General features: G+C 64.1%; 11 protein-coding genes. 8 read left to right on the top strand and 3 right to left on the bottom strand.

Translation table 11 applies throughout. The features are described 5' to 3' along the window. Positions 1–75 precede the first annotated feature (75 nt). The 6 genes from J3P73_RS02140 (at position 76) to J3P73_RS02115 (ending at position 7,588) form a co-directional block, all read left to right on the top strand. A complete protein-coding gene (locus J3P73_RS02140; protein ID WP_130814758.1) occupies positions 76–1,647 on the top strand; it encodes an aromatic amino acid lyase in 1,572 nt (523 codons plus the stop codon). A 146-nt stretch (positions 1,648–1,793) separates the two neighbouring features. Next, on the top strand, positions 1,794–3,173 hold the full coding sequence (locus tag J3P73_RS02135; RefSeq protein WP_130835999.1) for a dihydroorotase: 1,380 nt from the start codon (positions 1,794–1,796) through the stop codon (positions 3,171–3,173). Next, on the top strand, positions 3,170–4,450 hold the full coding sequence (locus J3P73_RS02130) for a Zn-dependent hydrolase (RefSeq protein ID WP_130814756.1): 1,281 nt from the start codon (positions 3,170–3,172) through the stop codon (positions 4,448–4,450). Before J3P73_RS02135 ends, J3P73_RS02130 begins: the two co-directional genes overlap by 4 nt. Then, the gene (locus tag J3P73_RS02125) at positions 4,431–5,528 is read left to right on the top strand and encodes a thiohydantoin desulfurase (protein ID WP_130814755.1); all 1,098 of its coding nucleotides are present in this window, start codon (positions 4,431–4,433) and stop codon (positions 5,526–5,528) included. The genes J3P73_RS02130 and J3P73_RS02125 overlap by 20 nt, the downstream gene beginning before the upstream one ends. 3 nt (positions 5,529–5,531) lie before the next feature. Then, positions 5,532–5,861, top strand: a complete 330-nt coding sequence (locus J3P73_RS02120; RefSeq protein ID WP_130814754.1) for a TfoX/Sxy family protein — start codon at positions 5,532–5,534, stop codon at positions 5,859–5,861. Positions 5,862–5,926: 65 nt separating this feature from the next. Next, a complete protein-coding gene (locus J3P73_RS02115) occupies positions 5,927–7,588 on the top strand; it encodes a thiourocanate hydratase (RefSeq protein ID WP_130814753.1) in 1,662 nt (553 codons plus the stop codon). A 17-nt stretch (positions 7,589–7,605) separates the two neighbouring features. Here J3P73_RS02115 and J3P73_RS02110 read toward each other — a convergent pair whose 3' ends face one another. Together J3P73_RS02110 and J3P73_RS02105 are read right to left on the bottom strand one after the other, a co-directional pair. Continuing rightward, entirely contained in the window at positions 7,606–7,992 is a 387-nt protein-coding gene (locus tag J3P73_RS02110; protein WP_130814752.1) for a VOC family protein, read from the bottom strand. Continuing rightward, positions 7,989–9,239 (bottom strand): MFS transporter, encoded by a 1,251-nt coding sequence (locus J3P73_RS02105; RefSeq protein ID WP_130814751.1) that lies wholly within the window; start codon positions 9,237–9,239, stop codon positions 7,989–7,991. Before J3P73_RS02105 ends, J3P73_RS02110 begins: the two co-directional genes overlap by 4 nt. A gap of 90 nt (positions 9,240–9,329) precedes the next feature. On the opposite strand from J3P73_RS02105, the gene J3P73_RS02100 reads away from it, so the two are divergent. Beyond that, positions 9,330–10,208 (top strand): LysR family transcriptional regulator, encoded by an 879-nt coding sequence (locus J3P73_RS02100; protein WP_130814750.1) that lies wholly within the window; start codon positions 9,330–9,332, stop codon positions 10,206–10,208. Position 10,209: 1 nt separating this feature from the next. On the opposite strand, the gene J3P73_RS02095 is transcribed toward J3P73_RS02100, so the two are convergent. After that, positions 10,210–11,115 (bottom strand): LysR family transcriptional regulator, encoded by a 906-nt coding sequence (locus J3P73_RS02095; RefSeq protein ID WP_130676118.1) that lies wholly within the window; start codon positions 11,113–11,115, stop codon positions 10,210–10,212. Between the two features lie 126 nt (positions 11,116–11,241). Here J3P73_RS02095 and J3P73_RS02090 point away from each other — a divergent pair, with 126 nt between their 5' ends. After that, positions 11,242–12,006, top strand: coding sequence for an SDR family oxidoreductase (locus tag J3P73_RS02090; RefSeq protein ID WP_024322210.1), 765 nt, complete (start codon positions 11,242–11,244; stop codon positions 12,004–12,006). The last annotated feature ends 113 nt before the right edge of the window (positions 12,007–12,119 follow it).

The following is a 12,119-nucleotide window of genomic DNA, read 5'->3' as shown; positions in this document are numbered from 1 at the left end:
CTCTTTAATTCAGAACAGGATTCAGATTTTGTGCCGATCCGGCCTAAAATCATCCTGTTCTAGGGAGATAGGCACATGAAGCACGAACGCCTTGGCATCGAACTTTCCGGACAACCGCTCGGTTTTGCCGAGATAGTGACGATTGGTGCGGGCAAGGCTGCGATTTCGGCTTCGGCGACAGGCATGGCCCGCATCGCGATCGCCCGCGAGGTCGTCGAGGATGCGATTGCCTCCGGCATGCCGGTCTACGGCTCGACGACAGGCGTCGGCGCCATGAAAGACGTGGAGTGGTCGGCCGACGAACTCGACACCTTCAATCTCGGCCTGGTGCGCGCCCATCATTTCGGCACCGGCACACCCTTTTCCTGCAATATCGTGCGCAATGCCATGGCGATCCGCATCAACACGGCGCTGACCGGCCAGGTCGGCTGCACGCCGGAGCTGATCCAGGCCTATATCAGGATGCTCGAGGCCGATCTCATCCCGGTCGTGCGCCGCACCGGCTCGATCGGCTGTGCGGATATCGGCCTGATGGGACAGATCGGCGCGGTGCTGACCGGCGTCGGCGAAGCGATCTATCGCGGCAACCGGATGCAGGCGGCCGAGGCTTTCCAGGCCGCCGGGCTGGAACCGATGCGGATGGCGCCGCGCGATAGCCTCGCCTCGCTCAGCATCAATGCGGTGAGCTTTGCCTCGGCAGCGGAGACGACGCGCAACGCCGCGGCCTCGATCCGCGTCCTGCTGGCAACGGCGATGATGGCGGCCGGCGCGCTCGGCGCGTCCCGCGATCCCTGGAAAGCCGTTCGGCATGTCGGAACGGCGCGCGAGGCGCTGATTGGCGCCTGGCTTTGCAATGCCTCCGACGAATGGAACTGGCCCGTCGCAACGCATGTGCAGGATCCGCTCAGCCTGCGGATGATCGCGCAGGTGTTCGGCGCGGTGATCGAAAACCTTTTATCGACCGGCCACAAGATTCTTGCCGCCACCGGGCGCTCGGACGACAATCCCGTCGTGGTCGAAGGCCGGGTGATGACGTCGGGCGGCTCGCTGCCGCTCGATGTGACGATCCTGCTCGAATCGGCCGCGCTCTGCATGGCGCATGCGGCGCGCAACGCCTTCAACCGCTGCGTCATTCTCGGCAATGGCCAGCGGCGCGACCTGCCGGTCAATCTCGTGCCGCCGGGGCGGATTGCCACCGGTTTCGGGCCGATCATCAAACTTGCCGGCGAGATCTTCTCGCGCGTGTTGTCGATGTCCAATCCCGTGTCGGCGCAGTCGCTGGTGGTTGCGGCGGGACTGGAGGACGAGGCTGCCTTCCTGCCGCTGGTCATCGAGCGTTTCGACCGGCAGATGCGCGCGCTGAAGCGTCTCGCAGCCCTCGAGGCGCTGCTGTCTGCCCAGGCGATCGACATTCTCGGCGATGAACCAAAGGGCGTTGCCGCCATGCTCTACGAGGTCGTGCGCAAACATGCGGATTTCTATACGGTCGACCGGCCGCTTTCGGCGGAGGTCGAGGCAATCGAGGAGGAACTTGGTTCGGACGACTTCGTTTCGAAGCTGACCGATCAGGTTCCGATCGCCTCCTTCGACGATTTCTTCGCGCTCGGCTCGCTGGAGCGCATCGAGGAGCGGCTGACCAGCCCCTAGAACAGGATGAGTTTAGGCCCAGTCGGCCCAAAATCTGAATCCTGTTCTAAATTAAGAGTTAGAGCATGATGTCGTCCGAAAACCGCTCACACCTTTCGGCATCATGCTCGAGCGGCAGTCTGATTTCAGCTTAGGAAGGAAGCGCCATGGACTTCGATCTCGTTCTGCAGGGCACGGTGGTGCTGCCCGACCGCATTCTCGACGAGGGTTATGTCGCCGTGCGCGACGGCAAAATCGCCGAGGTCGGCCTCGGCGTGCCGCCTGCGGGCCGCGAACGGCATCTGCTCGGAAAAGCGCTGATCCTGCCCGGTGCGATCGACGCGCAGGTGCATTCGCTTTCCCAGAACGACCAGGAGGATTTCCTCTGGTCGACACGATCGGCAGCGGCCGGCGGCGTGACTGTCATTGTCGACATGCCCTATGACGAAGGCAATCTCGTCTGCTCGGCAGCGGCGGTGAAGCGGAAAGTCGATCATGCCGGTCCGCAGGCGCGGGTCGATTTTGCACTTTACGGCACCGTCGATCCGGAAGAAGGCCCAGCGCGGATCCGTGAGATGGTGGAGGCAGGCGTCGCGGCCTTCAAGTTTTCGACCTTCGGCACCGATCCGAAGCGCTTTCCGCGCATTCCACCGGCCCTGCTCGATGCCTGCTTTGCGGCAATCGCGCCGACAGGACTGACGGCGGGTGTGCACAATGAAGACGATGAGGCGGTGCGCACCTATATGGACCAGGTGAAGGCGAGCGGCATTTCTGATTGGCGGGCGCACGGCCTGTCACGGCCGCCGATCACCGAGCTGCTGGCGATGCATACGATCTTCGAGACGGGTGCTCATACCGGCTGCCCGGCGCATGTGGTGCACTGCTCGCTCGGGCGCGGCTACGATATCGCGCGTGCCTATCGCCGCGACGGCTTTGCGGCGACTGTGGAATGCTGCATCCACTACCTGACGCTCGACGAGGAAAACGACGTAAAGCGGCTCGGCGGCAAGGCGAAGATCAACCCGCCGGTGCGGCCGCGTGCCGAGGTGGAGACGCTCTGGCGGAAGGTGGCCGAGGGTGATGTCTGGCTGGTTTCGACCGACCACGTCAGCTGGTCGGAAAACCGCAAGACCAATCCAGACATGCTCGCCAATGCCTCCGGCGTTCCCGGCCTCGAGGTGATGGTGCCGCTTTTCGTCAAAGGTGCCGTCGAACGCGGCATTCCGCTGACATGGGCAGCCAGGCTGATGGCGGAGAACCCGGCGAAGCATTTCCGGCTCGACCATATCAAGGGTGCGCTGACCCCAGGCAAGGATGCCGATATCGTCGTGCTGGAGCCGCGCGACAGCGTCTATGACGCCGCCGCGAGTGGCAACAATGTTGTCGGTTGGAGCCCCTATAACGGCATCCGCCTGCCCTGGACCGTTTCCGCCACCTATCTGCGCGGTGAAAAGATCGCTGAGGGCGCGAAGGTGCTGGCCGAGCCCGGCACCGGCCGGTTCGTGCGGCCGTTGCCGCGCCAGGTCATTGCGGGAGCTGAAGCATGAGCCGCAATCTACCCGTCAATGCCGGCCGGATCGCTGAAGATATCGAGGCGCTGGCCGGGATCACCGAGCCGGGGCATCCCTGGACGCGGCGGGCTTTCTCGCCGCTCTTTCTCGATGGCCGCGCCTATATCGAGGTGCGGATGAAGGCGGCGGGGCTGGAAACGCGGATCGATGCCGCCGGCAATCTGATCGGCCGGCGGACAGGCCGGAAACCGTGGCTCGGCACGATCATGGTCGGCTCGCATTCCGACACGGTGCCGGATGGCGGCCGCTTTGACGGCATTGCCGGGGTCATCTCGGCGCTGGAGGTGGCGCGCGCGCTTGTTGACCAGAATATCGAGCTCGATCACGATCTGGAAATCGTCGATTTTCTTGCCGAGGAGGTGAGCATCTTCGGCGTGTCCTGCATCGGCAGCCGCGGCATGACCGGCCAGTTGCCGGAGGCCTGGCTTTCGCGCGTCAGCGACGGCGGCGACCTGGCCGAAGGCATCGCGCAGGTCGGCGGCAGACCTGATGTGCTGATGCAGCAGAACAGGCCCGATATAGCAGGCTTTCTGGAGCTTCATATCGAACAAGGCCCGGTGCTCGAAGCCGAAAAGGAGGATGTCGGCATCGTCACCGCGATCTCGGGCATCACCCGTATCGAGATCACCGTCGAAGGGCGGGCCGACCATGCCGGCACGACGCCGATGGACCGGCGGGCGGATGCGTTGGTGGCGGCGTCGCAGCTGGTGCTCGACATCCGCAATGCCGCTGCCGAGCTTGCCAAATCGCCGGGCCATTTTGCAGCGACGGTCGGCGAATTCCGGATCGAGCCGAATGCCGCCAATGTCGTGCCGTCGAAGGTGGTGCTGCTGATCGATGGCCGTGCCGAAATCCGCGCCGACATGGAGGCATTCTGCCGCTGGCTCGACGGTCATGTCGAGAAGCTGGCGGGCGCCTATGGCGTGACGATCAAGACGCCGAACCGGGTTTCCGACAATCAGCCGACGCCTGGCGATGCCGGGCTGCTGTCGACCTTGGAGGCTGCCTGCGTGCGGGTCGGCGCGAAACACCGGCGCATGGCCTCCGGCGCGGGGCACGATACGGCCTGGATCGCCAAAGTGGCGCCGGCGGCGATGATCTTCGTGCCTTGCCGCGAGGGCCGCAGCCATTCGGCCGACGAATGGGCTGACAATGACGATATCGCGCTCGGTGCCGCCGTGCTTTTCGAAGCGGTGCGCGAGATGGACACGAGCTTGAATCAGGAGAGGACCGATGGGACGCATACTCGTTGAGAAGGACGTCGAAGCTGCCGTCAAGGGCGGCTCCGTCTATGCCGCCGGCGGCGGCGGCTGGGCCGATCACGGGCGAATGCTTGGGCTTGCCGCCGTCAATGTCGGCAAGCCGGAGCTGGTCTCGATCGACGAGCTGAAGGACGAGGAGTGGATCGCCACCGCAGCGGCGATCGGCGCACCGGCCTCCACCACCCCCTGGGAAATGCAAGGCATCGACTATGTGAAGGCTGTGCAATTGCTGCAGGAGGCGCTCGGCGAAAAGCTCTCCGGGCTGATCATCGGCCAGAACGGCAAATCCTCGACGCTGAACGGCTGGCTGCCGTCGGCGATCCTCGGCACCAAGGTGGTCGACGCGGTCGGCGATATCCGCGCGCATCCGACGGGCGACATGGGCTCGATCGGCATGGCCGGTTCGCCCGAGCCGATGATCCAGACCGCGGTCGGCGGCAATCGGGGGGAGAATCGTTATATCGAGCTCGTCGTGAAGGGCGCGACGGCGAAGATCTCGCCGGTGCTGCGCGCCGCAGCCGACCAATCCGGCGGCTTCATCGCCAGCTGCCGCAATCCGCTCCGGGCCTCCTATGTCCGCAGCCATGCAGCACTCGGCGGCATCTCGATGGCGCTTGCGCTCGGCGAAGCAATCATCGCAGCGGAGAAGCGCGGCGGATCTGCCGTCATCGATGCGATCTGCAAGACGACGGGCGGACATATCCTTGCCGAGGGCGTCATCACCCGCAAGGACGTCGTCTACACCAAGGAAGCCTTCGACATCGGCACAATCACCGTCGGCGCAGGCGGAACATCGGTGACGCTGCATGTGATGAACGAATATATGGCGGTGGACGATGCAGATGGCAAAAGGCTTGCGACCTTCCCCGCGGTGATCACCACGCTTTCGCCAGAGGGCGAGCCGCTGAGCGTCGGCCAGCTTCAGGAGGGCATGCATGTCTTCATCCTGCATGTGCCGATGGGTATCATTCCGCTGTCGGCAAGCGTGCTCGATCCGACCGTCTATCCCGTCGTCGAAAAGGCGATGGGGATCGAGATCGCACGTTATGCACTGGCGACGAAGGCCTGAGCCATGGCGCGCGATCCCGGTCTCGAAGAACTGATGCGCGACGAACTCGGCGGTCGGCCGGGCCTTGCCGAAAAATCCATGTTCGGCGGCTGGGCCTTCATGCTGAACGGCAATCTTCTCTGCTGCGCGCGCCATGACGGCATGCTGATCCGTCTCGGCAAGGGCAATGACGGCTGGGCGCTGGCACTGCCAGGCGTGATCCAGATGCTGTCGGGCGAGCGGGTGATGCATGGCTGGGTGCGAGGCAATGCCGAAGTTTATGGCGACGATGCCCTGAGACGACTTTTGCTCGATGCGGCGCTCGCCTATGTGGAATCGCTACCGAGCAAATAGCAAGCGATGCCATTCCCTCTCTTGGCGGGAGAAGAAACGAGGCAGAGCAAAACGAGGAACCCACGATGCCGAAGGCCAATCCACGTCATCCGAAATTTCCGATTCCCGGCGGACCGGAGCTGCGCGCCAAGGGCTGGCGGCAGGAAGCGCTGCTGCGGCTGCTCGAAAATGTGCTGTCCGTCGGCGAGGACCCCGACAACCTGATCGTCTATGCCGCTCTCGGCAAGGCGGCCCGCAACTGGGCGGCACACAAGGGCATCGTCAAGGCGCTGACCGAGATGGAAGAGGACCAGACGCTGCTCATCCAGTCCGGCAAGCCGATCGGGCTGGTTCGAACGCATGCCAAGGCGCCGCTTGTTATCATGGCGAACTGCAATATCGTCGGGCAATGGGCAAAGGCCGAAGTGTTCTACGAGCTGCAGCGCAAGGGACTGATCTGCTGGGGCGGGCTGACGGCCGGCGCCTGGCAATATATCGGCAGCCAAGGCGTCATCCAGGGCACGTACGAGATCTTCATGCGCATCGCCGAGCGGCGCTTCGGCGGCGATCTCCTCGGCCGGTTCGTGCTGACGGCCGGTCTCGGCGGCATGGGCGGGGCGCAGCCACTCGCCGGCCGCATGGCAGGCGCTGCGATCCTCTGCGTCGACATCGATCCGGAGCGCGCCCGCAAGCGCCAGCAGATTGGTTATCTCCAGGAAATCGCGCCCGATCTCGACACCGCCCTTCAGATGATCGATGCGGCGGTGAAGGACAAGCGGGCGCTTTCCGTCGGCCTCGTCGGCAATGCGGCGGAGGTCTATCCCGAGATCGCCCGGCGCGGCATCGTGCCCGACATCGTCACCGACCAGACCTCGGCGCATGACCTCGTCTATGGCTACGTGCCGAAGGGCATGAGCCTTGAGCAGGTCAAGGGCCTGCGCGAAGATGGCCAGGGGCAGTTGATGGCGGCAAGCCGGGCCTCGATCGTCGAGCATGTGACGGCCATGCTGGAGTTCCAGAAGCGTGGCTCGGAAGTCTTCGACAATGGCAACCTGATCCGCACGCAGGCTAAAGAGGGCGGCGTCGCCAATGCCTTCGACATCCCGATCTTCACCGAAGCCTATCTCAGGCCGCTGTTTGCCCGGGCGATCGGCCCGTTCCGCTGGATGGCTCTGTCAGGCGAGGAGAGCGACATCGCCCGCATCGACGACCTGCTGCTCGAAATGTTCCCCGACAACAAGATCATCACCAACTGGATCCGCCTGGCGCGCGAGCATGTGCCATTCGAGGGGCTGCCGGCCCGCATCGCCTGGCTGGGCCACGGCGAACGCACCGCACTCGCAAGGCGCGTCAACGCGCTGGTTGCAAGCGGCGAACTCAAAGGCCCGGTCGCCTTCTCCCGCGACCATCTCGACGCCGGCGCCATGGCGCATCCGAATATCATGACCGAGGGGATGAAGGACGGCTCCGACGCAATCGCCGACTGGCCGCTGATCGATGCGATGATGCTCTGCTCGTCGATGGCCGATCTGGTCGTCATCCATTCCGGCGGCGGCGGCTATGCCGGCTACATGACGAGCTGCGGCGTCACCGTTATCGCCGACGGCACGGATGCCGCCGACGAACGGCTCGACCATGCGCTGACCAACGATACGGCGCTCGGCGTCATGCGTTACGCCGATGCCGGTTATGAGGAGGCGCTGGACGAGGTGGCGAAGAAGGACGTGCCCTATATCCGGCTTGGTTGATGTGCGGGAGGCGGACGTCAAGCAATCAGATTGGAGACTTCGAGAAGGTTGCCGTCGGGGTCCCTGAAATAGACCGAGCGCAAACGCCCGGTCGCACCGGTGCGCTCGACCGGGCCCTCTTCGATCGCAACGCCCGCGGCCTGTAGATCAGCGATGACATCGGCAAGCGGCGTCTCGGCGATGAAGCAGAGGTCGCCGGAGCCGGGTGTGGGACGTTTCGCCTTGGGATCGAATTCGTGTCCGGCCTGGTGCAGGTTGATCTTCTGCCGGCCGAATTTCAGCGCCTTGCGGCCTTCCGCGAAGGTTTCGACCGACATGCCGAGGATGTGGGAATAGAAATCGCAGGTGGTGGCGATATCGACGACGGTCAGCACGAGATGGTCGAGGCGGTCTATGCGGATCATGCTTTTCTCCTCGCAAGGTGCTGGGCAAAACAGGCGGAGACAAAGGCCAGCGCCAGCATGGCAAGGGTGAAGATAACGACGGCGGTCCAGCCTTCAACCGCGAAGAACCAGCCGCCCGCCGAACCCATGAGGCTGGAGCCGACATAATAGGCGAGCATATAGAGCGACGAGGCATGGCCCTTGGTGCCATGCGCCAGCTTGCCGACAAGGCCGCTGGCGATCGAATGGCTCATGAAGAAGCCGGTCGTGAGCACAATTATACCGAGGATGATGACCGGGAGTGAGGCAAAGAGCGTCAGTGCGCTGCCGGCGGCGGTGAGTGCCAGACCGAAGAGAAGCACGGAAAAGTGCCCGATCCTGTCCCCGAGCAGGCCGCCGATCGAGGAGGCGCCGATGCCGAAGAGATAGACGGTGAAGATCAGCCCGAGTTCGGTCTGGTTGAGGCCGTAGGGCGGCGCCACCAGGCGGAAACCGGCATAATTGTAGATCGTCACGAAGGAGCCCATCGCCAGGAAGGCGATGGCGAAGATGAAGGGCAACGCCGGATTGCTGAGATGGCCGAGCCAGGCTTTTGCATGAAAGCGCGGATCGAAGCCCGGCCGGCGGACGAAATTGCGTGACGGCGGCAGGAGGGCGATGAAGCCGATCGCGGCGGCAAGACCGATGGCGCCGATGAGAAAAAGCGCCGGACGCCAGGTGAGATATTCGGCAAAGATGCCGGTCAGCACGCGGCCGGACATACCGCCGAAGGCCGTGCCGCCGACATAGAGGCCCATGGTGGCGCCAAGTCCGCGCGGGTCGATTTCCTCGGCGAGATAGGCCATGGCAACAGCGGGCACGCCGCCGAGAACGAGGCCCTGCAGCGCGCGGATGACGAGCAGCAGATGCCAGTTCGGGGCAAAGGCGGTGGCGATGGTCAGCAATGCCGCGCCGACCAGCGATATCGACATCAGGCTGCGGCGGCCAAGACCTTCCGAAACCGCGGCGGCGCAGACGATGGCGACCGCCAGGAAGCCGGTGGAGAGCGACAGGGACAGCGAGCTTTCGGCCGGACTAACGGAGAATTGCTGCGAAAAGATCGGCAGCAGCGGCTGCACGCAATAGAGCAGCGAGAAGGTGGAGAAGCCGGAAAGGAAGAGCGCCAGGCTGGCGCGGCGATAGGCGCCGGTGCCACGGGTCAGGTAGTGTTTTTGCCCTGGGATCGCGGTTGTCTCGGCGGTCTTCATTGCATGCGCTGACGTCGGCATATCTCATCCTTCCGACCTTCGATCTAGTCAACGCCACTCCATTTGTCCAATATATGAAACTAGCGATTTCGATATGTTTTGGAGATGGCGATGGAGCTGCGGCATTTGAGATATTTTCTCGCGGTGGCGGAAGTAGGCAATTTCACCCGTGCCGCCGGCAAGCTCGGCATCGGGCAGCCGCCGCTCAGCCAGCAGATCGGCGATCTGGAGAGGGAAGTGGGTGCGGCGCTGTTTCACCGCGTGCCGCACGGCGCCGAATTGACGGCGGCGGGCGCGGCCTTCCTCGGCGAGGCAAAGGCGTCGCTGGCCGCCGCGGAAAAGGCAAAGCTTGCGGCGCAAAGCGCCAATCGCGGCGAGACCGGCCGGCTGTCGCTCGGTTTCACCGCTTCCTCCGCCTTCAATCCCATGGTCAGCACAACGATCCGACGCTTTCGCGCACGCTGGCCGGAGGTGCAGCTGTCGCTGATGGAAATGAATACGCTGGCGCTGATGCAGAAGCTGGAACGCGGCGAGCTCGACGCCACCTTCATGCGCCCCAGCCTCGACGATCCCGCGGGCATCCGGCTGCGGCGGCTGCCGGATGAGCCGATGGTGATCGCCCTGCCCGCCAGCCATCCCTTGACACGGCACCCCAGCCTGCCGCTTGCGGCGCTGGCGGACGAACCCTTCATCCTCTTTCCCCGGCTCGTGGGCCTGAGCCTCTACGACGATGTCGTGCTCGCCTGCCGCAAGGCAGGGTTCGAGCTGACCGTGGCACAGGAGGCGCCGCAGATTTCATCGGTCGTCAATCTGGTGGCGGCCGATCTCGGTGTCTCGATCGTGCCGGCCTCGATTTCGCAGATCAAGCTCGAAGGTGTGGCCTACCGGCCGATCGAGGGGCCGCCGGCCGTGGCGCGCCTGGCGCTGGCAATCCTGAAAACACATCGCTCGCCGGTCACCGAGAACCTGATCAGCCTGCTGAGCTCATGAATTAGCCCACCGCATCCCAATAGGGCGGATCGCCGAAGCTCTTCTTCAGGTGGTCGGCGATAGCGCGGAGCTTGGCGGAGGGATTTCTGCCTTCGGGATGGGCCATGTAGATGAATTCGGCCTCCGGCCTATGGCCGACGTCGATTTCGGCAAGCCGGCCCTCACGGATGGCCGGGCCGGCGATGAAGGCAGGCAGCAGCGCGATGCCGAGGCCGGCAATCGCGGCGTCGCGGAGCATGTCGCCATTGTTGATGCCGAGCGCCAGTTTCGCGCGCACGACGATCGCACCATCGGGCGTCTGGAAGCGCCAATCGGCAACGCCGCGATTGGTGTAGAAGATGCCGCGATGGCTGTTGAGATCAGCCAGCGACGACGGAATTCCCTGGCGCGCGAGATAATCCGGCGAGGCGCAGAGAAGACGGCGGCTGCGCGTGAGTTTCCAGGCGACCAGCCGGCTATCGGCGATCGGGCCGTTGCGGATAATGGCATCGTAGCCGTCCGAGGCGGCATCGACGCGCCGGTCATCGATGTCGAGGGTCAGTTCGATCTCGGGATGTTCGGCAAGAAACGGATAAAGCGCCGGACCGAGATGCATGCGGCCGAAGGTGACGGGGGCGGCGATGCGGATCGGGCCGGACAGCGTTCCGCGCCGCTCGGCCATATCGGCCGCGGCCTCCTCGATCTCGCGCACGATGCGCGCGGCACGCTCGAGGAAAACCGCGCCATCCTCCGTCAAAGTAAGCTTGCGGGTCGTTCGATGCAGCAGCATACCGCCCAGCGACTTCTCCAGTTCGGCCAGCCTTTCGCTGACGACGGATTTGGACAGCCGCAGGCGCCGGGCCGCCTCGCTGACCGAGCCCGCCTCAACCACGGCGACGAAAGCCGCAATACCTTCTATTCTGATCATCGTTCGGCTTTTCCGAATTCGAATTCCTCAATCTGAAGACTAATCCGAACGAAGGGAAAATGCCATCTTCAACTCATCGAAAGGGACGGCAGGGGCCGCCTCACCTTAAACGCAGGAGATGGAACCATGAACCGCTTGAACAACAAGGTCGCGATCGTCACCGGCGCAAGCTCCGGCATCGGCCGCGCCACGGCAAAGCTCTTCGCCGCCGAAGGCGCCAAGGTCGTCGTCGGCGCCCGCCGCCAGGGCGAACTCGACAGCCTCGTCGCGGAGATCAAGGCAGAGGGCGGCGACGCCATCGCCATTGCCGGCGACGTGCGCTCGGAAGATTATCACAAGGCGCTGGTCGCCGCCGCCGTGACGAATTACGGCAAGCTCGACATCGCCTTCAACAATGCCGGCACGCTCGGCGAAGCCGGTCCGAGCACCGCCGTTTCGGAAACAGGCTTCAGCGAGGCGCTGACAATCAATCTGACGGCCTCCTTCCTCGCCGCCAAGCACCAGATCGGCGCAATGGTGGAGAATGGCGGCGGCTCGGTGATCTTCACCTCGACCTTCGTCGGCTACAGCTTCGCCTTTCCGGGCGTTGCCGCCTACGCCGCCAGCAAATCCGGCCTGATCGGCCTGACGCAGGCGCTCGCCGCCGAATTCGGCCAGCAGGGCGTGCGCGTCAATGCCATCCTGCCAGGTGCGGTCGATACCGACATGTATCGGGACATGAACGATACGCCTGAGAAGCAGGCCTTCGTTACCAATCTGCATGCGCTGAAGCGTGTCGCGACACCCGAAGAACTCGCCCGCTCGGTTCTCTATCTCGCCTCCGACGATGCGAGCTTCGTCACCGGCACGGCCTCGCTGGTCGACGGCGGCGCTTCGATCACCCGCACCTGAGGCGGCGCGGCGCGATTATTCGATGCGGGTTGACGATCCTTCAACACGCCGGCTTATCGCGCCGCTTTTTTCAGAGCATTCTCCCATCCAACAACAACGGGCCGCGGCCCAAA

The organism is Rhizobium ruizarguesonis, from assembly GCF_017357285.1.
Classification (GTDB): domain Bacteria; phylum Pseudomonadota; class Alphaproteobacteria; order Rhizobiales; family Rhizobiaceae; genus Rhizobium; species Rhizobium ruizarguesonis.
Note: the sequence above shows the minus strand (reverse complement) of the source record. Positions and strands in the feature narration are given on the sequence as shown.

Excerpts from the sequence above, each read along its gene's own strand:
- J3P73_RS02090 (WP_024322210.1), top strand. The coding sequence starts at position 11,242 with ATGAACCGCTTGAACAACAAGGTCGCGATCGTCACCGGCGCAAGCTCC.
- J3P73_RS02095 (WP_130676118.1), bottom strand. The coding sequence starts at position 11,115 with ATGATCAGAATAGAAGGTATTGCGGCTTTCGTCGCCGTGGTTGAGGCG.
- J3P73_RS02130 (WP_130814756.1), top strand. The coding sequence starts at position 3,170 with ATGAGCCGCAATCTACCCGTCAATGCCGGCCGGATCGCTGAAGATATC.
- J3P73_RS02140 (WP_130814758.1), top strand. The coding sequence starts at position 76 with ATGAAGCACGAACGCCTTGGCATCGAACTTTCCGGACAACCGCTCGGT.
- J3P73_RS02120 (WP_130814754.1), top strand. The coding sequence starts at position 5,532 with ATGGCGCGCGATCCCGGTCTCGAAGAACTGATGCGCGACGAACTCGGC.
- J3P73_RS02115 (WP_130814753.1), top strand. The coding sequence starts at position 5,927 with ATGCCGAAGGCCAATCCACGTCATCCGAAATTTCCGATTCCCGGCGGA.
- J3P73_RS02105 (WP_130814751.1), bottom strand. The coding sequence starts at position 9,239 with ATGCCGACGTCAGCGCATGCAATGAAGACCGCCGAGACAACCGCGATC.
- J3P73_RS02110 (WP_130814752.1), bottom strand. The coding sequence starts at position 7,992 with ATGATCCGCATAGACCGCCTCGACCATCTCGTGCTGACCGTCGTCGAT.
- J3P73_RS02125 (WP_130814755.1), top strand. The coding sequence starts at position 4,431 with ATGGGACGCATACTCGTTGAGAAGGACGTCGAAGCTGCCGTCAAGGGC.
- J3P73_RS02100 (WP_130814750.1), top strand. The coding sequence starts at position 9,330 with ATGGAGCTGCGGCATTTGAGATATTTTCTCGCGGTGGCGGAAGTAGGC.
- J3P73_RS02135 (WP_130835999.1), top strand. The coding sequence starts at position 1,794 with ATGGACTTCGATCTCGTTCTGCAGGGCACGGTGGTGCTGCCCGACCGC.